The following is a 21,580-nucleotide window of genomic DNA, read 5'->3' as shown; positions in this document are numbered from 1 at the left end:
CCGACATGCTCGCCGCCCGGCTGCACGTGCCCACCAACGAGCTGCGCATGGAGCGCGTCCCGGTCCCGGAGCCCGGCCCCGGGCAGGTGCGGATCGCGGTGCGCGCCGCCGGGGTCTGCCTGTCCGACGTGCACCTGCTGGACGGCACCCTGCGGCCCGCGTGGCTCACCGGCGACACGGTCACCCTCGGGCACGAGGTGGCCGGCGTGATCGACGCGCTCGGCGCGGGCGTGGACGCCTGGACGACCGGGCAGCGAGTGCTGCTCCAGGCAGGTGAGCTGGACCTGCGCGGCGTCGTGCTCACCCGCGGCGTCGACTACGACGGCGGCTACGCCGAGTACGCCCTGGCGAGCGCGACGACCGTGGTGCCCATCCCCGACGGGCTGCCGTTCGAGCAGGCGTGCATCATCCCCGACGCCGTCTCCACGCCGTGGGCCGCCGTGACCACGACCGCCGCCACCCGGCCGGGCGACGCCGCCGCCGTGTGGGGCGCGGGCGGCCTCGGCGCGCACGCCGTGCAGCTCCTGCGCCTGGTCGGCGCCGCCCCGGTGATCGCGATCGACCCGCTGCCCGCCGCCCGCGAACGGGCGCTCGCGCTCGGCGCCGACGCCGTGCTCGACCCGGCCGACCCGAAGCTCCGCGACACCGTCATGGACCTGACCGACGGGCTCGGCCTGGACGTCGCCCTCGACCTCGCCGGCGTCCCGGCCGTGCGCGAGCAGGCGCTGACCGTGCTCGGCCCGGCCGGCCGGCTCGTCGTCGTGGGCCTCGCCGGGCAGCCCATCACCATCCCGAACGACATCGGCCTCGCCTACTTCCGCCAGTCGGTGCTCGGCCACTACGGCTCCGCGCCGCAGGACGTCCAGCGCCTGGTCAGGCTGGCCGGGCGGGGGCGGCTGGACCTGAGCGGATCCGTCAGCGACGTGCTGCCGCTCGCCGAGGCCCCGGCCGCGCTGGACCGGCTGGCCCGCAAGGAGGGCGACCCCGTCCGGCTCGTGCTCGTCCCCTGACCCGGCGTCTGACCCTGCGCCGCCGCGATCAGGGCTCGTCCTCGTCCGCCCGCGTCAGCAGGTCCTGCTCCAGGACCGCGTCGAGCTGGAGCTCGCGGTAGCCCGCCTCCTCGAACAGCACCGTCAGCCGGTCCTCGCCGCGCTGGATCACCTGGCCGGGACCCCACGTACGGTGCTCCACCCGCGCGTGCAGAGGGAACGGCCCGCCGCCGGGCGCGGGGGGCCGCGCGGCCGTTCCCGCCCGGCAGTTGTCGCAGTTGCCGCACGGCTCCGGCAGGTGCTCGCCGAAGTAGCCGAGCAGGAAGCGGCGGCGGCAGTCCTCGGTCTCGGCGTAGCGGCGCATCATCTCCAGGCGGGTGCGCTCCACCTCGCGCCGCCGCTCGGCCAGCTCCCGCGCCAGCGCCGCGGCCTCGGCCGGCTCGGGCGCGCCTGGCACGGGGTCCACGCGCCGGGTGCCGAGCCGGGCCGCGCCCACCCGTTCCAGCAGGTCGAGCAGGCCCGTCAGGCGGCGCGGGGACAGGCCCGTACGCTCGCGCAGCTCCTTGCGCCCGGCGCCGGGCCCGGCCGCCACGACCGCCGCGGCCACCTCGGCCAGCGTCCCGGCGTCCGGCACGCCGCCGGTGAAGTAGCGCTGCAGCCCCAGGTCCTCCGGACGGTAGAACAGCACCGCGGCGGCCGGCTCGCCGTCCCGTCCCGCCCGGCCGATCTCCTGGTAGTACGAGTCCGGCGACCCCGGCGCCTCGGCGTGGAAGACGAACCGCACGTCCGGCTTGTCGATGCCCATCCCGAACGCGTTCGTCGCGACCACCACCTCCAGGTCGCCGCCCATGAACCGGTCGTGCACCTCGTCCCGCTCCCGGCGGCGCATCCCGGCGTGGTAGGCCGCCGCCCGCACGCCCGCCTCGTTCAGCAGGTCGCTCAGCTCGCCGGTGCGGCGGCGCGTGGTCGTGTACACGATCCCGGGCCGCTCCTGCTCCGCCACCGCCGCGACGATCTCCGGGGCCGGGTCGGCCAGCATCCGGCGGACCTCCAGCGAGATGTTCGGCCGGTCGAAGCCCTGCACGAGCTCCACCGGGTCCCGCATGCCCAGCCGCTCGACGATCTCCGCCCGCACCGGCGGGGCGGCGGTCGCGGTGAGCGCGGCGATCACCGGCCGGCCCAGCGCCTCGGCCACCGACCCGAGCCGCAGGTAGTCGGGGCGGAAGTCGTGCCCCCACGACGACACGCAGTGGGCCTCGTCCACCACCATGAGCGACGGGCCGGCGGCTTTCAGCTCGTGGATCACGTCGGGCCGGGCGAGCTGCTCGGGCGCGCAGAACAGGAACTCCGTCTCGCGCGCCCGCAGCGCCTCGAACGTGGCCGTACGCTCCCTGGCCGAGGTGCGGGCGTCCAGGCTGGCCGCGTCCTCGTCGTGCTCGCGCAGCGCCTCCACCTGGTCGCGCTGCAGCGCGATGAGCGGCGACACCACCAGCGTCGGGCCCTTCAGCAGCAGCGCCGGCACCTGGTAGATCGCCGACTTGCCGCTGCCGGTCGGCATGACCGCGAGCGTGTCGCGGCCCTCCGCCAGCGCCGTCATGGCGGCGAGCTGGCCCGGACGCAGCTCCTCCAGCCCGAGCGCCTCCCGCGCCACCCGCTCGCACTCCGCCGCCGCCTCGCCCATGTCCCCACCTCGCCTGTTCGCCTCGTCCGACACCCCTGCCCGCCGGTCCCGGCTCCAGCCCTCCGGGGCGCTGGACGCCCGGAACCGGGCGGATGCGAAGATCGTGGGATCGGCGTGACGGAGGTGCGGTGATGCCCATCTGGCTGGAGGCGGGACTCTGGGGTGCGCTCGCCGGAGGCGCGCTGCTCATCGGGGCCGCGATCGCCTGGTTCCGGCGCGTCCCGCCGCGCGCGATCGCCACGATCATGGCCTTCGGCGCCGGCGTGCTCATCGCCGCGCTGTCGTTCGAGCTGCTGGACGAGGCCGAGCGCACCGGCGGGCTCGTCCCGACCGCGGCGGGCTTCCTCGGCGGGGCCTGCGCGTACGTGGCCGCCAACGCGCTGCTCGCCCGGCACGGCGCCCGCCACCGCAAACGCTCCGGCGCCCAGCAGCCCAGCGAGGCCGACGTCCAGGGCAGCGGCGCGGCGATCGCTGTCGGCGCCCTGCTCGACGGGGTGCCCGAGTCCGTGGTGCTCGGCCTGTCGCTGCTCGGCGGCGGCGACATCGGCCTCGCCGTGGTCGCCGCCGTCTTCATCTCGAACGTCCCCGAGGGCCTGTCCAGCGCCGCCGGCATGAAGCGGGCCGGCCGCGGCCCCGGCTACGTCTTCGGCATCTGGGGCGGCATCGCCCTGGCCAGCGGCCTGGCCGCGATGCTCGGCAACCTCGCGCTGGAGTCGGCCTCCCCGGCCACCATCGCCGTCATCATGGGCGTGGCGGCCGGGGCCATCCTCGCGATGGTCGCCGACACGATGATCCCCGAGGCGTTCGAGAACGCCCACATGCTGACCGGCCTCATCACCACCGCGGGGTTCCTCACGGCCTTCGCCGTCGAACGGCTGGCCGCCTGACCCCCGTCAGGGGGACAGGAACATCGGGTTGTCGTGGCAGGTCCCGTCCGGGCGGCGGCGTACGGACGAGATGGCGTCGCCGAACTGCCACTGCTGCTCGTGCAGGTCGTAGAGGCTCTGTCCCGGCAGGACGCAGTACGACCTGCCGCGGTAGGTGTCGTGCTGGTAGACGACCCAGGCGTTGACGTCCTGGTTGACGATGGAGCTCACCCGGTCGCCCCCGGAGCCCGAGATGTCGCCGTTGGTGGCCGTGAACGACCAGGAGGTGCCGGCGAAGCCGCTGTCCTGGAACAGCACGAGCGGCCCGGCCGCCTGAGCCGGGACGGTGGCCGCCGAAACGGCGACCACCGCCGCGGCCGAGACCGCCGCGGCGATGCGGATGTTCCTGTGCATGGTGGTGCCCCCGTCGAGTAGTGGTCGGTCTTCCTACTCCCGCTGGGCGTTCCAGCACGTTCCACCCCGTTCCACGGACCCTGCTAAAATGGAGGAGCACGTCGAGCCTTTCCGGCCGGAGCCGTCTCCGCAGCCCGGGGAGGCTTTTTTCATGTCCATTCAGCAGAACAGCGCAGGAACGTGGCGGCTCGGCGGCGAGCTGCCGGTCAACAGGATCGGGTTCGGCGCGATGCGCCTGACCGGCCGCACCGCCTTCGGCTCCCGGCAGGACCGGCCGACGGCGGCCGCCCTCCGCGAGCGCGCGATCGCCGTGCTGCGCCGCGCGGTCGAGCTCGGCGTCGACCACATCGACACCGCCGCCTTCTACTTCTCGCCCTTCCTGTCGGCCAACGAGCTGATCAACCGGGCGCTCGCCCCCTACCCGGACAACCTGGTGATCGCCACGAAGGTGTGGGCGGGCCGCGACCCGTCCGGCGAGTGGTGGTGGGCCCGGCCCGAGCAGCTTCGCGGCCAGGTCGAGGAGAACCTGCGCCAGCTCGGCCGCGACCGGCTCGACCTGGTGAACCTGCGCGTCCCGCCGAGCCACAGGGACGCGCCGCTCGCCGAGCACTTCGGCGCCCTCGCCGAGCTGCGCGAGGCCGGGCTCGTCCGGCATCTCGGGCTCTCCAACGCCACCGCCGCGCACCTGGCCGAGGCCCGCGCCATAGCGCCCGTCGCGTGCGTCCAGAACGCCTTCGGCATCGGCGCCCCGGCCGCCGAGCGCGAGCTGCTGCGCGCGTGTGGCGAGCAGGGCATCGCGTACGTGCCGTTCTTCGCCATCGCCGGCGCCGGCCGGGAGGCGGGCGCGCGGGCGGCCGAGGACGAGCGGGTGCTGGCCGTCGCCCGGGCGCGCGGGGCGACGCCGGCGCAGGTCAGGCTCGCCTGGACGCTCGCGCAGGGCCCGCACGTCCTCGCCATCCCGGGCACCGGCGACCCCGTCCACCTGGCCGAGAACGTCGCCGCCGGAGCGCTGCGGCTGTCCGCCGAGGACCTGGACCTCCTGGGCTGAACCCCCTGCGGCTCGCTCACTGAACGCCGAAGGTCTCCTCCAGGTAGGCCATCGCACCGACCGGCTCCTCGGCGAAGAACATCAGCTCGGTGAGCGGGCGCGGCAGGAAGCCCTCGTCCTCCATGCGCTGGAACTGCTGCTTCAGCCCGTCGTAGAAGCCGGCCGTGTTCAGCAGCACGACCGGCTTGTCGGTGTGGCCGTGCTTCTTCAGCTCCAGGATCTCGGTCGCCTCGTCCAGCGTGCCGGTGCCGCCCACCATGATGACCACCGCGTCGGCCTTCTCCAGCAGCAGCCGCTTGCGTTCGGCCAGGTCGGCGGCGATCACCATGTCGTCCACGCCGCGGCGCGCCTTGTGCGCGAGGAAGTGCACCGACACGCCCATCAGCCGCCCGCCGGCGGCGTGCACCCCGTCCGCGACCACCTTCATCAGCCCGGCGTCCGAGCCGCCCCACACCAGGGTGTGCCCGCCCTTGCCGATCAGCTCGGCGAGCTCGCGGGCGGGGCGGGTGTAGGTGTCGGCGAGGTCGGCGGCGGAGAGGAAGACGCAGATGTTCATGCGCACACCCTAGGCCCGCCGCGGCCGCCGAAGAGCCGTCAGGGACCGGCCTCGACGCGGGTGCCGGTGACCAGCTCGGGATGGATCCGGACGACCACGCCGACCTCCTCGCCCGGCCACGGCCGCAGCAGGCGCAGGGCGCGGGCGATCTCCTCGTCGCTCTCCACCAGCCCGGCGCGGCCGGTCAGCACGATGCTCCAGCCGTGGCGGGTCGCCGTGTCCAGCACGTCCGCCTCGTACACGACCGGCGCGACCTGGGAGAGCAGCGGGACGACCGCGCAGTCCTCCGGCAGGCCGACGAGCACGTCCTCGCCGTCCATGACGTGGCTGACCAGCCGGATGCCGGGCAGGGCGCGGCTGATGAACACGAGCCTGCCGAAGGTCACGTTGCCGAGCAGGCGCAGGCCCTCCGGGCGGGACAGCGGGCGGCTGACGGTTCTTGGCTGGGTCGATCGGTACGGCACACCGAAACCTTCCTGCAGCCGGCCCCGCCGCCGGTAGGGACCAAAGTCCCTTGTTCGGGACGCTCCGGGTCACCCCGCCCGCGCCCGGCCCCGGCGGGCGCGATAGAAGAGTGGCCATGCCGTTCCACCCCGAGCTCGCCAGGAAGCTGGCGCCGCTGCGCGGCGTGACCCGCGAGGACCTGGCCACGGACCCGGAGGCGCAGCGCCTGTTCGCCGAGTACGTCCGCGACCCGGCCGAGTGGTCCCTGCCGGCCGGCGTCACCGTCGAGGACGTCACCCTCGACGGGCCGCACGGCCCGATCCCCGTCCGCACCTACCGCACCAGCGACACCCCCGGCAGGGCCCTGCTGTGGGCGCACGGGGGCGGGTTCGTCTTCGGCGACCTGGACAAGCCCGAGGCCCGCGTGGTCAGCGCCGAGCTGGCCGCCCGCACCGGCGCCTTCGTCGTCTCGGTCGGCTACCGGCTGGCCAGGGACGGCGTGCGCCACCCCGTGCCGATCGACGACGTGGACGCGGCCTGGCGGTGGCTGACCGGCGAGGCCGCGCCGGGGGTGCCCGCCGCGCTCGGCGGGGCCAGCGCGGGCGCGGCGCTCGTCCTGGCCACCGCCCTGCGCGCCCGCGACCGCGCACCCGACGGGGGAAGCGCCCCGGACCTGCTGCTTCTCGCCTATCCGTTCGCGCACTACCCGAACCCGGCCCTCGACGACGACCTGGCCGCCGAGATGCGCGAGCTGCCGCCGTTCACGCGCTTCCACCCCGCCGACGTCGAGCGGATGGTCCGCGCCTACGTGGGCCGGATCAGCGACGTCCCGCCCGACGCGCTGCCCGGCGCGGCCCGCCTCGACGGCCTGCCCGCCACCCGCATCCTGCTGTCGGAGTACGACGACCTGCGCGCCTCGGGCGAGCTCCTGGAGCGCCAGCTGCGCGAGGCCGGGGTGCCGGTGAGCACGTACCTGGCGTGCGGCATGCCGCACGGGCACCTCAACCGGACCCCGGCCCTCGACGAGGTCGACGCCTCGCTCGGCTACTTCGCGGCCGCGCTCGCCGCCGGCTGACCGCCCTGCTCCGCCGCCGTCTCCGCCGGGGCGGGGCGGCGCAGGACGGTGACCGCCACCGCGAGGGCGGCGACCAGCAGCCCGGCCGCGATGCCGAACGCGAGCCGGTACCCGCCGGTCAGCGCCGCCGCCTGCGACGTTCCCGCGGCCAGCAGGTCGCCGGTGCGCCCGGCGGCCATCGTGGACAGGAGCGCGACGCCGACCGCCATGCCGACCTGCTGGGTGGTGTTGAACAGCCCGGAGGCGAGCCCCGCGTCGCTCTCCCGCGCCCCGGACATGCCGAGCGTGGCCAGGGCGGGCAGCACCAGGCCGCCGCCCGAGATCAGCAGCATGGGAGGCAGCAGGTGGACGGCGTACGCGGCGTCCGCCGGCACCTGGGACAGCAGCGTCATGGCCGCCACCAGCATGGCCAGCCCGGTCACGAGCACGGCGCGGGCGCCGAACCTGGCGGCGAGCCTGGCGGAGGCGAACAGCGAGATCGAGCCGATGCCGACCGCGGCCGGAAGCATCGCCAGCCCGGTCTCCAGCGCCCCGTAGCCGAGCACGCGCTGCATGTAGAGGGCGACGAGGACCTGGAAGGCGAACATCCCGGACAGGGCCAGCATCTGCGCGAGGTTGGCCCCGACGACGTTGCGCGAGCGCAGGATCCGCAGCGGCATGAGCGGCGTGCGGGCCGTGGCCTGCCGCGCGACGAACCCGCCGAGCAGGGCCAGCGAGAGCGCGCCGAGGCCGAGCGTGTGGGCCGACAGCCAGCCGTGCTCCTCCACCTTGACCACCGCGTAGATGCCCAGCATCAGGCCGGAGGTGACCAGCGCGGCGCCGAGGACGTCCGCGCCGGCCCGCAGCCCGGCCCCCCGGTCGGCGGGCAGGGCGCGCAGCGCGAGCGCCAGGGTGACCACGCCGATCGGCACGTTGACCAGGAAGATCCACGGCCAGCTCAGGCCGTCGGTGAGCACTCCGCCCAGGACCTGCCCGATGGACGCGCCGGCCGCGCCGGTGAAGCTGAAGATCGCGATGGCCTTGCCGCGCTCGGCCGGCCCGGAGAACAGGGTCACCAGGATGCCCAGCACCACGGCACTGGCCAGCGCGCTGCCCACGCCCTGGAGGAAACGGGCGGCGATGAGCACGCCGGGGCCGGTGGCCAGGCCCGCCAGCAGGGAGGCGGCCGTGAAGATCGCGTTCCCGGCCAGGAACATCGCCCGCCGCCCGATCAGGTCGCCGAGCCGCCCCGCCAGCAGCAGGAGCCCTCCGAAGGGGATCAGGTAGGCGTTGACCATCCAGCTCAGACCGGCGGCCGAGAAGCCCAGGTCGTGCTGGATGGCCGGCATCGCCACGGTCACGATGCTGCCGTCGAGGATGGTCATCAGTCCCGTCGCGGACAGCACTCCCAAGGCTGTCCAACGCGAGTCGAGCATGTTCCGCACAGGTCTCTCCCGTCTCGTGACAGGTGAGACCTTAACAGATAGTTCCGTTGTAGACGATCCTCTTCGGACCTACTTTGCGCGCTCCCGTGCCCTGCGGGCCTGCACCGGGCCTTCGACGGGGGCGGCCAGATGGCCGGTGACCAGGCGGTTCAGGGCGCGGACCAGCACCTCGCGCTCGTCGTCGGGCAGCGTCTGCAGGGCGTCGCGGTGCACGCCGTCCACGACCTCCTGGCTGCGCCGGGCGACTGCCGCGCCCTTCTCGGTGACCGCGATGATGCGCGCCCGCCGGTCGGTGCTCGACGGGCGGCGCTCGGCGTAGCCGGCCTTCTCCAGCGCGTCCACCGTCACCACCATCGTGGTCTTGTCCATGTCGCCCAGCTCGGCGAGCTGGATCTGGGTGCGTTCCGCCTCCAACGCGTGCACCAGGACGCAGTGCATCCGCGGCGTCAGGCCGATCTCGGCCAGCGCCGCCGCCATCCGCGAGCGCAGCGCGTGGCTGGTGTGGTCGAGCAGGAAGGACAGGTCGGTCTCGGCGCGGGCGGGTGCCATGGCGGTCATGTTCCTCAGCGTACCCACACCGTCCCGCTGCGGATTATCCGTGACCTGACGATGCGCCGTCGGCCGGGGCGGGGGAGCGCAGGGCGGCCTCGGCGATGCGCAGCGCCTCCTCCGCGCCGAGCCCGAGCGCGGCGACCGTGGCGGCGTAGTCGGCGGCGGCCCGCCGGGCGCGTTCCCGCGTCTCCTCGCCGGCCGCCGTCACGAACGACCCGGCCCGCCCCCGGGTCTCGATCAGCCCCGCCTCCTCCAGCTCCCGGTAGGCCCGGCCGACCGTGTTCACGGCGAGCCCCAGGTCGGCCGCGAGCCGCCGGATGGTCGGCAGCCGCGCCCCCACGGCCAGCGTCCGGTCGTGGATCTGCCCGGCGAGCTGGGCCCGCAGCTGCTCGAACGGCGGCACCGGCGAGGCCGCGTCGATGACGATCATCCCAGGCTCACGATCTGCCTGGCCGTCGTCGCGCTGCCCGGCGTACGGGCCTGGATCACGACCAGGGCGGCCAGCCCCAGGAGCACCAGGCTGAGCGAGGCGACCTTCCACCAGCCGGGCGCCAGGCCGAACAGCAGCACCATCGGCAGGCACCACACCGTGCTCGGCGACGTGCAATCGCGGGCGTCCTCGATCCTCATGATCACATCGGCGGTCAGCGACAGCTCGTCCTCGGCCACCACCGGCCGCGCCAGCAGGTCGCGCACCTGCAGGAGGGCGACCGCCCCGACGCCGGCCAGGGCGACGAGCAGGACGAGCGCCGCGTAGCGGACGCCGGTGCCGTCGAGGGTGAGCGCGCTTCCTGCCAGCGCCAGCGCCGCGGCGTACGTGGCCACGGCCCAGGCGGCGTACGGTCTGCCCAACAGGGCCCGCCAGCCGGGCTGCACCGGGTGCGCGGCCCGCCGGGCCAGCGCCGCCCCGGCCTGCCGGTCGACCCGGCGTACCCATGACTCCATCAGGGTCCGGGTCGCCAGCAGCGCGGCGACCAGCCCGGCCAGCGTCAGCAGCGGCCACCACGATCCCGGCTCCGGCTCCGGCCCGCCAGGGGCCGGCGCGGCCAGCAGGTGGCCCGCCTGCACCAGCGCCGCCGCGATGATCAGCACGGCCAGCATGAGGTGGTCGGCCAGCCGCGCCCGCCGCCGCGCCGCCAGCCGGGCGGCGAGCAGCGGCGTCGGCCGCGCCTCGCCGAGGCCGTGCCGGGCCAGCCAGTCCCCGGCCTGGCGCACGTCCCCGGGCCGTACGCGCACCCCTTGCCCGCCTGTTCGCTCGTCCGTCATGACCCGCTCCCTTTTGTCGCAAGCTCTGTCTCAATATAGTGAGACAAAAGGTGCGACAAAGTCAACGGGCGAAAAATCCGATTGCCCGGCCTCCGGCCGCTCCCGTAGGGTCGGGGACATGCGCCTTTACCTGTGATCCGCGCTCAGCGGCGACCAACCCGACGTCTCAGTTCATCCCAGACGCGGCAGCCGTGCGTGTTGCCCGACCGGCGTGAGCCGCGTCCCCGATCCCGGTGAAGGAGCTTCCTCATGCGTGCCCGCTCAGGCAAGACCAGCAAGAACGACAAGACCCTGCCCGGCCTCCCGGCGCCCCGGCGGCTGCCGAAGCTGCCCGCGCGGCCGATCGCGCCGCCGCGCCGCATCCCGTCCAAGGGTCGCTGACCTGCGACCGCGACGCCGCCCCCGCCCCGTGCCGGCGGGGGCGGCGTCATGTCCGCCCCACCCGCGGCAAGATCGTCGCTAGATTGCGGGGATGGCCTTACCCCTCCGGCGGACCGGCGCGATGATCCTCGCGGCCGGCCTCGCGCTCACCACGACCACTCCCGCCCTCGCCGCGGCCGACCGGGTCCTGCGGGTCTACCAGGACAACATCGAGAACCTGGTGCGCAACAACCCCGACGGCACCTGCACCCGCGTCTCGGGCCCGGACCACCTCACGTCCATGCTGGTGGACGACGACGGCAGGACCGGCACCAGCGGTGTCCGGCCGCCCGACCTGCTGATCGTCCAGCAGGTGCGCGGCGCCGGCCAGGCCACCGCCTACGCCGACCAGCTCTCCGCCAAGTTCGGCTACCCCGCGGGCACGTACAAGGCGATCGTGGCCTGGGACGACCCCGAGCCGTGGGGCGGCAGCCACAAGTGCAGCGTCCAGTCGCTCGGCGACCTGAAGAAGAAGCAGACCAACGGCATCCTCTACAACACCCGCACGCTGAGCCTCGCCGCCGGCGACGTGTCGAAGTACTGGAGCGCGGGCTGGCTCAAGCCGGGCACCGCGTACGCCGGCGGCGCCGGCTGCACGCTCTACAAGCCGCCGAGCAACGACGACGGCAGCGCCTACACCCACAAGTGGAAGCGCACCAGCGCCATCGCGGCCCGCTTCACGATCAAGGAGACGGGGACGGCGGTCTTCGCCGCCACCTTGCACCTGCCGGAGCAGAACGGCGCGAACGCCTGCGGCGGCGCCGGCTCCACCGGCATCGGCGGCACCGGCATCCACGTCGGCGCGGACGCCACGAGCCTCATGAACGCCTCCGCGATCCGCGTGCTCGGCGTGGACGCCAACCGCACAGGCATCGCCCGCACCGCCCTGTCCGGCTTCGGCATGACCGGGTACGGCGCGAAGCCGACCATGGGCTCAAGGAAGATCGACTACCTGTTCGTCAAGGGCACGGTGCGGCCGTCGGCCGTCGACCACACCGTCAGCGGCACCAAGTCAGACCACCTCGCGCTGTACGCGTTCATCGACTACTGACTCGGCTACCGGACGGCGCTTCCTGACACGGGGCGCCAGCCGGGCGGCGGGTCCTCGCCGGTCACCCCGTCCACCGCCTCGCGCAGCAGGTCGGCGTGGCCGGTGTGGCGCCCGTACTCCTCGATCACGTCGCAGAGCAGCCGGCGCAGGCTGAGCCGGCGCCCGTCCGGCCAGGCGAGGTGGACGAGCCGACCGGGCCCGCCGGCGGCCAGCGCCTCGCCGACCCGCACCCGCGAGCGCTCGACGGCGGCGTCGTAGAGCGCGTAGAGGTCCTCGGGGCGGTCGGCGGCGGCCGAGGTGAAGTCCCAGTCGGGGTCGGCCGCCCAGTCGACGGCGTCCCACGGCGGGCCCAGCGGCGCGCCGCTCAGCCGGGGACCGGACATGTGGTCCTCGACGAACGCGAGGTGCTTGAGCAGGCCGCCCAGCGTCAGGGACGAGGCGCCGACGCGGGCCCGCAGCCCGGCGGCGTCGAGGTCGTCGGCCTTCCACCGGAAGGTGGCACGCAGCCGGTCGAGCGCGCCGACGAGGTGCTCGGCCTCGGTGCCCGCGACCGGCGGCTCCCACCAGGGGTCGTCGTGAGTCATACGGCCACCGTAGAGGCCGTTCCGGACGTTCCGCTTCCGGTAAAGGTCGGGTCTGTGGCTCCCCTCGTAACTTGAACTGTTCCAGTTTAGGGGGATATGTTGTGGGCATGGCGTCCGACTTCGAGGTACAGCTCCGAGCGGCCTCGCTGCGCGTGACCCGGCCGCGGCTGGCAGTGCTCGGGGCGCTGCGCGACCACGCTCACGTCGACACCGACACGGTGATCTCCCTGGTACGGGCCGAGCTCCCCAGGGTCTCCCACCAGGCGGTCTACGACGTGCTGCGCGCGCTCACCACGGCCGGCCTGGTGCGGCGCATCGAGCCCGCCGGCGCGGCCGCCCGCTACGAGTTGCGGGTGGGGGACAACCACCACCACCTCGTGTGCCGCTCCTGCGGCATGATCGCGGACGTCGACTGCGCCGTCGGCGAGGCCCCTTGTCTCACCGCCTCGGACGACCATGGCTTCGTGATCGACGAGGCGGAGGTCGTCTACTGGGGCACCTGCCCCGACTGTACGAACCAACGCAGTGCCCAGTGATTTGGCAGTTCGGAAGGAAATAGATGAGCGACACGCAGGACAACAGGCCATCGAGCGCGCAGGGCGTGGACCGCAAGGAAGCGGCCGGCTGCCCGGTCGCGCACGACTCGGTGACCTCGCACGGCAGCGAGAGCGAGAACCCGGCGATCGACTCGCCGAGCGCCAAGAGGCACGGCCGTCCGCGCACGAACCGCGACTGGTGGCCCAACCAGCTCGACCTCTCGATGCTGCGCGCGCACTCGTCCAAGAGCAACCCGCTCGGGCAGGGCTTCGACTACGCCAAGGAGTTCGAGAAGCTCGACGTCGAGGCGCTCAAGCGCGACATCACCGAGGTGCTCACCACCTCGCAGGACTGGTGGCCCGCCGACTTCGGCCACTACGGCGGCCTGATGATCCGCATGAGCTGGCACGCCGCGGGCACCTACCGCATCCACGACGGCCGCGGCGGCGCCGGTGACGGCGGGCAGCGCTTCGCCCCGCTCAACAGCTGGCCCGACAACGCCAACCTGGACAAGGCCCGGCGTCTGCTGTGGCCGGTCAAGAAGAAGTACGGCCAGAAGATCTCGTGGGCCGACCTGCTCGTGCTCGCCGGCAACGTCGCCCTGGAGTCGATGGGCTTCAAGACCTTCGGCTTCGGCTTCGGCCGTAAGGACGTCTGGGAGCCCGAGGAGATCTTCTGGGGCCCCGAGGACGCCTGGCTCGGCGACGAGCGCTACGTCTCCGAGAGCGAGATGGTGCCGGAGGTCGGCGCCACCGAGATGGGCCTCATCTACGTCAACCCGGAGGGCCCGCGCGGCAACGCCGACCCGGCCGCGGCCGCGCACTTCATCCGTGAGACGTTCGGCCGGATGGCGATGAACGACGAGGAGACCGTCGCCCTCATCGCCGGCGGCCACACCTTCGGCAAGACCCACGGCGCCGGCGTCGCCGACGACCACGTGGGCCCGGAGCCGGAGGGCGCGCCGCTGGAGGCGCAGGGCCTCGGCTGGCTGAGCACGCACGGCAGCGGCAAGGCCGGTGACACGATCACCAGCGGCCTTGAGGTGACGTGGACCGACAAGCCCACCCAGTGGAGCAACCGCTTCTTCGAGATCCTCTTCGGCTACGAGTGGGAGCTCACCACGAGCCCCGGCGGCGCCAAGCAGTGGGTCGCCAAGGACGCCGAGGAGATCATCCCCGACCCCTTCGACCCGGCGAAGAAGCACAAGCCGACGATGCTGACGACCGACCTGTCGCTGCGCGTCGACCCGATCTACCGCGAGATCTCGCTCCGCTTCCTCAACAACCCGGACGAGTTCCAGCTCGCCTTCGCCAAGGCCTGGTACAAACTGCTGCACCGCGACATGGGCCCGGTCAGCCGCTACCTCGGCCCGTGGGTTCCGGAGCCCCAGCTGTGGCAGGACCCGGTGCCGGCCGTCGACCACGAGCTCGTGAGCGACGCCGACGTGGCCGCGCTCAAGGAGCAGATCCTGGCGTCCGGTCTCACCACCGCGCAGCTCGTCACCACCGCGTGGGCCTCGGCCGCGAGCTTCCGCTCCACCGACAAGCGCGGCGGCGCCAACGGCGCCAGGATCCGCCTTGAGCCGCAGCGCAACTGGGAGGTCAACCAGCCCGAGCAGCTCGCCGCGGTCCTGCCCGTCCTCGAGGACATCCAGCGCAAGTTCAACGAGGGCGGCGGCGCGAAGATCTCGCTGGCCGACCTGATCGTGCTGGGCGGCTCGGCCGCGGTCGAGAAGGCGGCCCAGGAGGCCGGCGTGCCGGTGACGGTGCCGTTCCACCCGGGCCGCACCGACGCCTCGCAGGAGCAGACCGACGTCGAGTCCTTCCGCGTCATGGAGCCGCGCGCCGACGGGTTCTGCAACTACGTGCGGGCCGGCGAGAAGACCCAGCCCGAGGTGCTGCTCGTCGACCGGGCGTACATGCTGGACCTGACCCCGCCGGAGATGACCGTCCTCGTCGGCGGCCTGCGCTCCCTCGGGGCCAACTACGGCGGCGCCAAGCACGGCGTCCTCACCGACCGGCCCGGCGTGCTCACCAACGACTTCTTCGCCAACCTGCTCTCCCCGGGCACCCGGTGGAAGGCGTCGGAGTCGGAGGAGAACGTCTACGAGATCCGCGACGCGGCCACGGACGAGCTGAAGTGGACCGCCACGGCGGTCGACCTCATCTTCGGCTCCAACTCGCAGCTGCGCGCCCTCGCCGAGGTCTACGCCAGCGACGACGCCCGCGAGAAGTTCGTCACGGACTTCGTCGCGGCCTGGACCAAGGTCATGGAGCTCGACCGCTTCGACCTGGCCTGATCCGCACCACACCGGCGAGCCCGGCCGATCACCGCGATCGGCCGGGCTCGGCGTTCGCTACGGGACAGCCGGCCCGGTCACGGCCTCGACCGGCGGAACCAGTGCCGGTGCGTCCGCACGAAGGTCGCCAGGAACAGCACCTGGATCCCGCCCTCGACCAGGATGAGCAGCCCGGCGTCGACCGCGGCGAGCACGGGGCCGCCGTGCAGCCCGTCCCAGAGGGCGGTGAGCGCGGCGGTCAGCCCGCCGACGACGATCGGCGCGCCGTAGAAGGCGAAGACCGTCAACGTGATCGAGCTGCCGGCCGCGAGGGCGACGGCGTAGATCCGCACCGCGCGCCGCTCGTGCGGGGCGAGCTCGCCGGTGGGGTCGGTCACCGGCGCGGCCGGCCTCCTGAACGTGGCGGCCGCTCTGGCGAGCAGGTACCGGGCATAGCACAGGCCGTCGCCGAACAGTTCCCCCACCGCAGCAGGTCGCGGAGCACGAAGTAGAGGTCGGTCCGCATGTAGATCTGCGCCTGGAGCGGCAGGCACAGCAGCGTGGTCAGCGTGAAGGCCCGCAGCAGCGCCTCGACCGGGCCGGGCAGCGGCAGGTACGCGACGGCCAGGGTCATCGTCGCGATGAGGAAGAGGTCGGAGGCCATCCCGGCCAGGTACACCCGGTACCGCCGCCGCCGGGGCACTCCCCAGATGGCGGTGACGTCGGTCTGCACGACGAGGTAGTGCAGCCTGGTGCCGAACCCGATCCTGGCCGGCGCGCCGAGCGAACGCGCCGCCGTCAGGTGCATCAGCTCGTGCACGCTCGCCACGACGGAGAAGAAGGCCGTGTTGACCAGGACGGAGAGCCCGGTGTAGCCGCTCCAGAAGAAGTCCTGGTGCCGGGGGAACAGGCCGGGCTCGGCGACGACGGTCAGCGCCGCGGCCGCGACGACGGCGAGCCAGAAGAGCTTCATCGGCCTGCCGAAGACCCATCGGACGTGCCGCTCGGTGACGCCGGGGAAGTGGCCGGCCACCGGCTCGGACGCCGGGCCGGGCACGGGGAGCCCGTCGACCTCGGCCACGAAGGCCAGGTCGGACAGGGACTCCACGAGGTCGGCCACGTCCAGCTCGACGTCGTGCTCGGCGGCGACGGCGGCCTCGACCTCCGCGACCGGCCGTCCCTCGCCGAGCAGCCGGATCACCTCCCCGCACACGGCGGGCAGCTCGACGAACTCGCCGAGGTCCGGGCGGCCGACGATGATCGCGTCGGGGTCGTCGTCGTCCGGGCGGACGACGAGGTGATGGAAGCGTACGACGCTGCCCGCGCCGACCTCGGCCGCCTGGGCGCTCACCGTGCTCCAGGCCCGCAGGCCGGGCACGCGCCGTCGTGCGGGACGTCGATGAAGTACTGGTGGTCCCAGACGGCCAGGTTCCAGTGGAAGACCCTGCCGCGGGTCTGCGCCGGCAGGCCGCCCAGCTGGTACAGGATCTCCAGCGCGCACAGGTGCCCGCTGATGTTCGCGCTGGCCGCGACCACCGCGTTCGGCCGCGACTCGGCCAGCAGCCGCCCGAGCTCCTTCTCCTTGCGGGCCTCCTCCTGCCGGTTCAGGCAGGCCCAGCAGCCGGTCTCGCCCGGCACGAACGAGCCCACGACGACCATCGGCCCGGTGTAGAGGCTCATGAACCACGGGGTGCCGGTCCGCAGCGCCGCCTCGTTGGTCCACTCGACGATCTCCGGATGCGGTTCGTCCGCGCACAGGACGAACAGGTCGCAGCCGGCCATCAGCTCCACGATGTCCTCGGGGCCGGTCGCCTTGACGTCGCTCCCGGTCACGGCGACCGCGCCGTTCATCGCCCGCAGCCGGGCGACCGCCTGGTCCACCTTGGGCTTGCCCACGTCCGTCTCGGCGTACAGGAGCTGGCGGGTCAGGTTCGACTCCTCGACGGTGTCGAAGTCGGCGACGCGCAGCGCCCCGATGCCGCTCGCCACCAGCCCCGCCGCTACGGCCGACCCGGTGCCGCCCACGCCGAGCAGGCTCACCCTGGCTTGCTTGATCTTGGACTGGATCTCGTGCGGCGACGTACGCGGCTCCGTGTCGATCCAGCTGAAGAAGTGCCGGGCCGACTCGTGCCGGGCGAGGTCGTGCTCGGTGAGGTTCGCCGGCACGGGCGCTCCGGCGTCCTCGGCGAAGCCGCTCCCGACCAGGTCGCCGATCACCTCGCGCACGCTGTCGTCGTCCACGCCGGGGTGCGTCTTCGCGAAGTCGGCGCAGATCTCCTCGACGGTCCGGGTGCCGTCTATCAGGGCGAGGATCGCGGCGACGCTGCCGTCCTCGTCGTCGGCTATCTCGGAGGCCACCCCGAACTGGGACAGTCCGATGACGATGCGATTCCCGGGCAGCACGAACGGCTGGTGAACACGTTTCACCCTGGGCAGACGCAACTCGGGAACCCTCTCCTTCACGCGGGAAAAGCAGAACCGGCCGGCCGACGGCCGACCGGTTCTTGGTCTGTGGGTGAGATCAGCCGCTCTGTCCGCCGCGGTTGATGGTGGTCTCGATCTTCTCGAGCTTCCTGATCTTGACGGCGATCTTCTTCTTCATCGACATCTCCTCGCTTCCGCCTCGGGCCGGGGAGGAGACTCCCCGAAAATTGGCGAAAGGCCGCGAATGAACACGAATCCCGTTCGCCTTCTGCCGTCCAAGATCCTCACATCCGTTAAGTCCGCGTGTCAATGCCGCCCCTCCCGGACCACCACCACCTCAGGTGGCCGGGCAAGCTGATCAGCAGGGAGCCACGCCTGTGCTTTTATTTCCCGATAATTCGTCACAGCTGTCGCGGCCCTCGGGAGCCACCCTTGATCCGTCGTCTCCTCCGTGCCCTCCCCGTGGCCGCGATCCTCATCGGCGTGCCGGCCTGGTGGGGCTACGGCGCGCTCACCGCCCAGTCGGACGCGGCCCTGCGCGCCCAGCGTCCCGTCTGGGAACGCTGCCCCGGCAGCCTCGACGTGCAGTGCGCCCGCATCAAGGTCCCGCTCGACCACGGCGCGCCCGAGGAGCGCACGATCGACCTGGCGCTCGCACGGCTGCCCGCCCGCCATCCGGAACTGCCGCCCCGCCGGTGAGCCCCTCCCTTACCTGCGGGTGGACCGGACACCGGAGACACCGCAAGAGATCGACGCCCTGGTCCAGGCCAGGAACCCGCCCCTCTACGACGGCACCGCCGTTTCCGACGAGCCGATCAGAGCCTTCGTCGCGGACTGCGCCGGACGGCCGGACTGCCCGCTGGGACCCAGGCGGATGCCGGGCTCGAACAGCTCAGGAAATTCCTGGCGAGGCTCGACTCCCGCCCCCTCGACGTCTCCGGCGGCAGGCTCGACGACGCCACGGCCGTCGAGGGCATCGAGCACTTGCTGCGCGACGACTGGCCCGAGCTCCGCAGGGCGCTGGCCAAGGGACTCGAAGGCGACGGCGCGCCGCTGCACGCCGCGGCCAGGACCTATGACGGGGACGCGTTCTTCTCCCGTGACGCCCACGCCGCGATCTCCTGCGCCGACGACCCGACCCGGCCCGATCCCGAGGACGTCGCGCGGCAGGCCGGGATCGCGCGCCGCACGGCCCCCGTCACCGGCGCCCTGACCGTGTGGAGCGCGCTGTACTGCCAGGGCTGGGACCCGGTCCCGGGAACGGCTCTGCCGAGCCGCCTGCACCAGGGCCCCACGCGAGTGCCGCCCGTCATGGTGGTCGGCGTGGACGGCGACCCCGTCGTGCCCTATGAAGGGGTACAGGAGCTCAGGGCCACGCTGACCGGCTCGGTGCTGGTCACGCTGCATGGTCACGGGCACACCGCGTACAGGAGCGGTGCGCGCTGCGTCAACGAGGCGGTGGACGCGTACCTGCTGGAGGGACGGCTCCCCGCCGCTGACGTGGAGTGCGGGCCGGCGGACGACGGCGGGAGCCGGCCGCGCCCCGGCGTCCGAGCACCGGACCGGAGCCTGGAACGCCGGCCTGCGTCAGACCTCGTGGCGGAGCGGGCTGAGCCAGATCGGTATCCAGCTGAGCGCCATGAGCGCCGCGCCTGCCCACATCGCCGTCCCGATGCCCCAGACCTCGCCGAGAAGGCCCGCCAGCAGGCCGCCGACGCCGACCGCACCCATGAGGATCAGGCGCATGGTGGCGTTCATCCGGCCGAGCATCGGGTCGGGGGTGACCTTCTGCCTGAAGCTGACGAGCAGCACGTTGTTCACTCCTGTCCGGAAGGACAAGATGCTCCACGCGGCCGCCGAGATCCAGACGCTCCAGCCGACGAACGGCACCAGCAGCGCGAACGGCGCGGTGGTCAGGCCGACGATCCACACGGCCCGCCCGTGGCCGAACCGTCGCCCGATCAGGTGAGCCGTCGAGGAGCCGGCCAGCACACCGAGCCCGCCGGCGGCAAGGTAGGCCCCGAGCACCCAGGCGGGATGCCCGAGCTCGTCGACGAGCAGCACGGGCAGCAGCGTCGAGCAGAGCGGGAAGGCGAGGTTCGTCATGCCGCCTTGGGCCGCGATGGCGGTGAGGACCCGGTGGCCGAAGAGGAATCGCACCCCTTCGCCGATCTGCCGTCCGAGTCGCTCGCCGGGCACGGGGGCGGGCGCGGGCTCGGGCTTGCTGATCCGGCACAGCCACACGGCCGACCACAGGTAGGTGAGCGCGTCGAGCAGGATCGCCACCGGCGCGCCCGCGAGAGCCACCAGCACCCCGGCGGAGCTTCTGCCGCCCACGTCCATCGCCGCGTTCGTGCCGACGAGCACCGAGTTCGCGGCGGTGAGCCGGTCCCGGCCGACCAGGTGCGGGACCGTGCTCTGCGAGGCGACGTCGAAGAAGAGCGTGCCGACTCCCGTCGCGACGGCGACGCCGTACAGCTGGGTCATCGTGAGGGCGTCCAGCCACCACGTGACCGTCACCGACAGCAGAAGCGCGGCGCGGACCAGGTCCGTCGCGATCATCACCGGGCGGCGCCTGACCCGGTCCACCCATGCTCCGGCGGGCAGGCCGAGCACGAGCACGGTGATGGTGGTGAGGGCGCTGAGCAGTCCCACTTCGCCGGGCCCGGCGTCGAGGGCGATCACCGCGAGCAGGGGCATCGCCACGTAGCCGACCTGGGTGCCGAACTGGCTGACCGCCGACGCCAGGTAGAGGTTTCTGAAGGAGGGGTCGTGCAGGAGCGGAGGCTCGGCAGCGGTTGTCATGCCGTCTAGATGCTGGAATCGTCGGTCCGGGCGCTATTGATTAAGCAGAGGACGAATCGGATGGGCCTTGAGCTGACGTTCACCGCACGGGATGCGGCCAATGTCCGTTTCGCGGTTTCTCCTCTGTGGGAGGTCGTCGCCAGCGTGCGGGTGGTGAAGAATCCGGCCGCGCATGCCGTGCTCAAGCCCTGGGCCGAACAGGTGCGGCGGCGGCTCGCCGATGTCGACTGGCGGTTGCTGTCCGACCTGGTGCCGGTGCCGACGATCTCGATCGTCGGCTTCGTCTGTCCGCCGCCCGCGACCTCCGTGCCCGACCTGGAGGTCGAGCTGGCCGGAATGGCGGCGATGGCACCCCTGGTCCAGGAGGGTTTCGACGCCTGGGACGGTCCGCGCACCCGAGCACTCCAAGAGCTCTACGCCGACCCCGTGGGCGGCCTCGAACGGCTGGCCGAGGAGATCCGCGGCTACTGGGAAGCGGCCATCGCGCCCTACTGGCCGCGCGTACGGGCCTTGCTCGAAGGCGACGTGCTCTACCGCGCCAGATTGCTGGCCGAGGGCGGCCTGCGGCGCATGCTCAGCGACCTCGACCCCGCCGTGACGTGGGAGGGGGAGACACTGCGCCTGCCCAAGACCGTCTGTGAAGGTGTGCGCCCGCTGGGCGGCCTGGGACTGTTGCTCGTGCCATCGGTGTTCACCTGGCCGCGTGTCTTCTCCATCACGTCCCCGCCCTGGCAGCCCACGATCCGCTACCCCCCGCGCGGCGTCGCGACGCTCTGGGAGCGCCGCGAGAGCGACCCGCCACAGGCGCTGGCCGCCGTGCTCGGCCGGACCCGCACCCGGCTGCTGGCCGAACTCGACCAGCCCGCCTCGACCAAGGAGCTGGCCGCCCGCCTCGACCTGTCGGAACCGGGCGCGAGCCAGCACCTCACCGCTCTCCGCAGGGCCGGGCTGGCCAGCGCGCACCGCACGGGGAGATACGTGCTCTATGCCCGTACGGCCGTCGCCGAGACGCTGCTCGCCGGCGACGCGGGCCCCGCACCGAGCGGTCACGAGCAGGGACGGGCGGGAACCGCCGAACTCCCGGGCGGGGTGTCGGTCGGACCGCTGGTCAGGACCGCGGAGCGGTAGAGGTCACCGAAGTAGCGGTCGTAGAGGAGCGCGAACAG

General features: G+C 73.1%; 24 protein-coding genes and 1 pseudogene. 11 read left to right on the top strand and 14 right to left on the bottom strand.

Features of this window, described 5'->3' with window-relative positions:
• Positions 1-5: 5 nt before the first annotated feature.
• On the top strand, positions 6-1,010 hold the full coding sequence (locus tag AC27IY_RS12985) for a zinc-binding dehydrogenase (protein WP_487178126.1): 1,005 nt from the start codon (positions 6-8) through the stop codon (positions 1,008-1,010).
• 28 nt (positions 1,011-1,038) lie between these two features.
• On the opposite strand, the gene AC27IY_RS12980 is transcribed toward AC27IY_RS12985, so the two are convergent.
• Entirely contained in the window at positions 1,039-2,670 is a 1,632-nt protein-coding gene (locus AC27IY_RS12980; protein ID WP_487178114.1) for a RecQ family ATP-dependent DNA helicase, read from the bottom strand.
• A gap of 131 nt (positions 2,671-2,801) precedes the next feature.
• On the opposite strand from AC27IY_RS12980, the gene AC27IY_RS12975 reads away from it, so the two are divergent.
• Entirely contained in the window at positions 2,802-3,557 is a 756-nt protein-coding gene (locus tag AC27IY_RS12975) for a ZIP family metal transporter (protein ID WP_449952583.1), read from the top strand.
• 6 nt (positions 3,558-3,563) lie between these two features.
• Here AC27IY_RS12975 and AC27IY_RS12970 read toward each other — a convergent pair whose 3' ends face one another.
• Positions 3,564-3,950 carry a beta/gamma crystallin-related protein gene (locus AC27IY_RS12970; protein WP_364462329.1) on the bottom strand — a complete coding sequence of 129 codons (387 nt, stop codon included), beginning with the start codon at positions 3,948-3,950 and terminating at the stop codon, positions 3,564-3,566.
• A 151-nt stretch (positions 3,951-4,101) separates the two neighbouring features.
• On the opposite strand from AC27IY_RS12970, the gene AC27IY_RS12965 reads away from it, so the two are divergent.
• Entirely contained in the window at positions 4,102-4,998 is an 897-nt protein-coding gene (locus tag AC27IY_RS12965) for an aldo/keto reductase (protein ID WP_487178113.1), read from the top strand.
• A 16-nt stretch (positions 4,999-5,014) separates the two neighbouring features.
• Here AC27IY_RS12965 and AC27IY_RS12960 read toward each other — a convergent pair whose 3' ends face one another.
• Positions 5,015-5,554 carry an LOG family protein gene (locus tag AC27IY_RS12960; protein WP_344216475.1) on the bottom strand — a complete coding sequence of 180 codons (540 nt, stop codon included), beginning with the start codon at positions 5,552-5,554 and terminating at the stop codon, positions 5,015-5,017.
• Positions 5,555-5,592: 38 nt separating this feature from the next.
• On the bottom strand, positions 5,593-6,018 hold the full coding sequence (locus AC27IY_RS12955) for a pyridoxamine 5'-phosphate oxidase family protein (RefSeq protein ID WP_487178112.1): 426 nt from the start codon (positions 6,016-6,018) through the stop codon (positions 5,593-5,595).
• Between the two features lie 50 nt (positions 6,019-6,068).
• On the opposite strand from AC27IY_RS12955, the gene AC27IY_RS12950 reads away from it, so the two are divergent.
• A complete protein-coding gene (locus tag AC27IY_RS12950; protein WP_487178111.1) occupies positions 6,069-7,073 on the top strand; it encodes an alpha/beta hydrolase in 1,005 nt (334 codons plus the stop codon).
• Here AC27IY_RS12950 and AC27IY_RS12945 read toward each other — a convergent pair.
• From AC27IY_RS12945 to AC27IY_RS12930, 4 genes are all read right to left on the bottom strand, one after another.
• Positions 7,043-8,437, bottom strand: a complete 1,395-nt coding sequence (locus AC27IY_RS12945; protein ID WP_487178110.1) for an MFS transporter — start codon at positions 8,435-8,437, stop codon at positions 7,043-7,045. The two genes, AC27IY_RS12950 and AC27IY_RS12945, sit on opposite strands and share 31 nt — an antisense overlap.
• 129 nt (positions 8,438-8,566) lie before the next feature.
• A complete protein-coding gene (locus AC27IY_RS12940) occupies positions 8,567-9,055 on the bottom strand; it encodes a MarR family winged helix-turn-helix transcriptional regulator (protein WP_423470812.1) in 489 nt (162 codons plus the stop codon).
• Positions 9,056-9,089: 34 nt separating this feature from the next.
• Entirely contained in the window at positions 9,090-9,479 is a 390-nt protein-coding gene (locus tag AC27IY_RS12935; RefSeq protein ID WP_423448222.1) for a GntR family transcriptional regulator, read from the bottom strand.
• A complete protein-coding gene (locus AC27IY_RS12930) occupies positions 9,476-10,315 on the bottom strand; it encodes a hypothetical protein (protein ID WP_487178109.1) in 840 nt (279 codons plus the stop codon). Before AC27IY_RS12930 ends, AC27IY_RS12935 begins: the two co-directional genes overlap by 4 nt.
• Before the next feature lie 249 nt (positions 10,316-10,564).
• Here AC27IY_RS12930 and AC27IY_RS12925 point away from each other — a divergent pair, with 249 nt between their 5' ends.
• Together AC27IY_RS12925 and AC27IY_RS12920 are read left to right on the top strand one after the other, a co-directional pair.
• Complete coding sequence (locus AC27IY_RS12925; protein ID WP_329576677.1) at positions 10,565-10,696, top strand: hypothetical protein; 132 nt, start codon at positions 10,565-10,567, stop codon at positions 10,694-10,696.
• A gap of 91 nt (positions 10,697-10,787) precedes the next feature.
• Positions 10,788-11,786 carry a hypothetical protein gene (locus tag AC27IY_RS12920; RefSeq protein WP_449952601.1) on the top strand — a complete coding sequence of 333 codons (999 nt, stop codon included), beginning with the start codon at positions 10,788-10,790 and terminating at the stop codon, positions 11,784-11,786.
• A gap of 5 nt (positions 11,787-11,791) precedes the next feature.
• Here AC27IY_RS12920 and AC27IY_RS12915 read toward each other — a convergent pair whose 3' ends face one another.
• Positions 11,792-12,370 carry a mycothiol transferase gene (locus AC27IY_RS12915; RefSeq protein WP_487178108.1) on the bottom strand — a complete coding sequence of 193 codons (579 nt, stop codon included), beginning with the start codon at positions 12,368-12,370 and terminating at the stop codon, positions 11,792-11,794.
• 107 nt (positions 12,371-12,477) lie between these two features.
• Between AC27IY_RS12915 and AC27IY_RS12910 the strand changes: the two genes are divergently transcribed.
• Both AC27IY_RS12910 and katG read left to right on the top strand, forming a co-directional pair.
• On the top strand, positions 12,478-12,906 hold the full coding sequence (locus AC27IY_RS12910) for a Fur family transcriptional regulator (protein ID WP_344216455.1): 429 nt from the start codon (positions 12,478-12,480) through the stop codon (positions 12,904-12,906).
• Between the two features lie 23 nt (positions 12,907-12,929).
• Positions 12,930-15,206 (top strand): catalase/peroxidase HPI, encoded by a 2,277-nt coding sequence (gene katG / locus AC27IY_RS12905; protein ID WP_487178107.1) that lies wholly within the window; start codon positions 12,930-12,932, stop codon positions 15,204-15,206.
• A 77-nt stretch (positions 15,207-15,283) separates the two neighbouring features.
• Here katG and AC27IY_RS12900 read toward each other — a convergent pair whose 3' ends face one another.
• The 3 genes from AC27IY_RS12900 to AC27IY_RS12890 are packed head-to-tail and all read right to left on the bottom strand — an operon-like array spanning position 15,284 to position 17,612.
• Complete coding sequence (locus tag AC27IY_RS12900) at positions 15,284-15,583, bottom strand: hypothetical protein (RefSeq protein ID WP_487178106.1); 300 nt, start codon at positions 15,581-15,583, stop codon at positions 15,284-15,286.
• Positions 15,580-16,563, bottom strand: coding sequence for a hypothetical protein (locus tag AC27IY_RS12895; protein ID WP_487178105.1), 984 nt, complete (start codon positions 16,561-16,563; stop codon positions 15,580-15,582). The genes AC27IY_RS12900 and AC27IY_RS12895 overlap by 4 nt, the downstream gene beginning before the upstream one ends.
• Positions 16,533-17,612 (bottom strand): TOMM precursor leader peptide-binding protein, encoded by a 1,080-nt coding sequence (locus AC27IY_RS12890; RefSeq protein ID WP_487178104.1) that lies wholly within the window; start codon positions 17,610-17,612, stop codon positions 16,533-16,535. The genes AC27IY_RS12895 and AC27IY_RS12890 overlap by 31 nt, the downstream gene beginning before the upstream one ends.
• Before the next feature lie 429 nt (positions 17,613-18,041).
• Here AC27IY_RS12890 and AC27IY_RS12885 point away from each other — a divergent pair, with 429 nt between their 5' ends.
• Positions 18,042-18,308 (top strand): hypothetical protein, encoded by a 267-nt coding sequence (locus AC27IY_RS12885; RefSeq protein WP_487178103.1) that lies wholly within the window; start codon positions 18,042-18,044, stop codon positions 18,306-18,308.
• Positions 18,309-18,392: 84 nt separating this feature from the next.
• On the opposite strand, the gene AC27IY_RS12880 is transcribed toward AC27IY_RS12885, so the two are convergent.
• The gene (locus AC27IY_RS12880; RefSeq protein WP_487178102.1) at positions 18,393-18,719 is read right to left on the bottom strand and encodes a hypothetical protein; all 327 of its coding nucleotides are present in this window, start codon (positions 18,717-18,719) and stop codon (positions 18,393-18,395) included.
• Here AC27IY_RS12880 and AC27IY_RS12875 point away from each other — a divergent pair.
• Positions 18,630-19,106 (top strand): annotated as a pseudogene (locus AC27IY_RS12875) (alpha/beta hydrolase); the annotation flags it as partial. The gene AC27IY_RS12880 and the pseudogene AC27IY_RS12875 sit on opposite strands and share 90 nt — an antisense overlap.
• Before the next feature lie 90 nt (positions 19,107-19,196).
• Here the strand turns inward: AC27IY_RS12875 and AC27IY_RS12870 are convergent.
• On the bottom strand, positions 19,197-20,414 hold the full coding sequence (locus tag AC27IY_RS12870) for an MFS transporter (RefSeq protein WP_423448209.1): 1,218 nt from the start codon (positions 20,412-20,414) through the stop codon (positions 19,197-19,199).
• A 60-nt stretch (positions 20,415-20,474) separates the two neighbouring features.
• Between AC27IY_RS12870 and AC27IY_RS12865 the strand changes: the two genes are divergently transcribed.
• Positions 20,475-21,542 (top strand): ArsR/SmtB family transcription factor, encoded by a 1,068-nt coding sequence (locus AC27IY_RS12865; RefSeq protein WP_487178101.1) that lies wholly within the window; start codon positions 20,475-20,477, stop codon positions 21,540-21,542.
• Positions 21,543-21,580 lie beyond the last annotated feature (38 nt).

The organism is Nonomuraea sp. B208, assembly GCF_057536035.1.
This window is presented reverse-complemented; position numbering and strand designations above follow the sequence as displayed.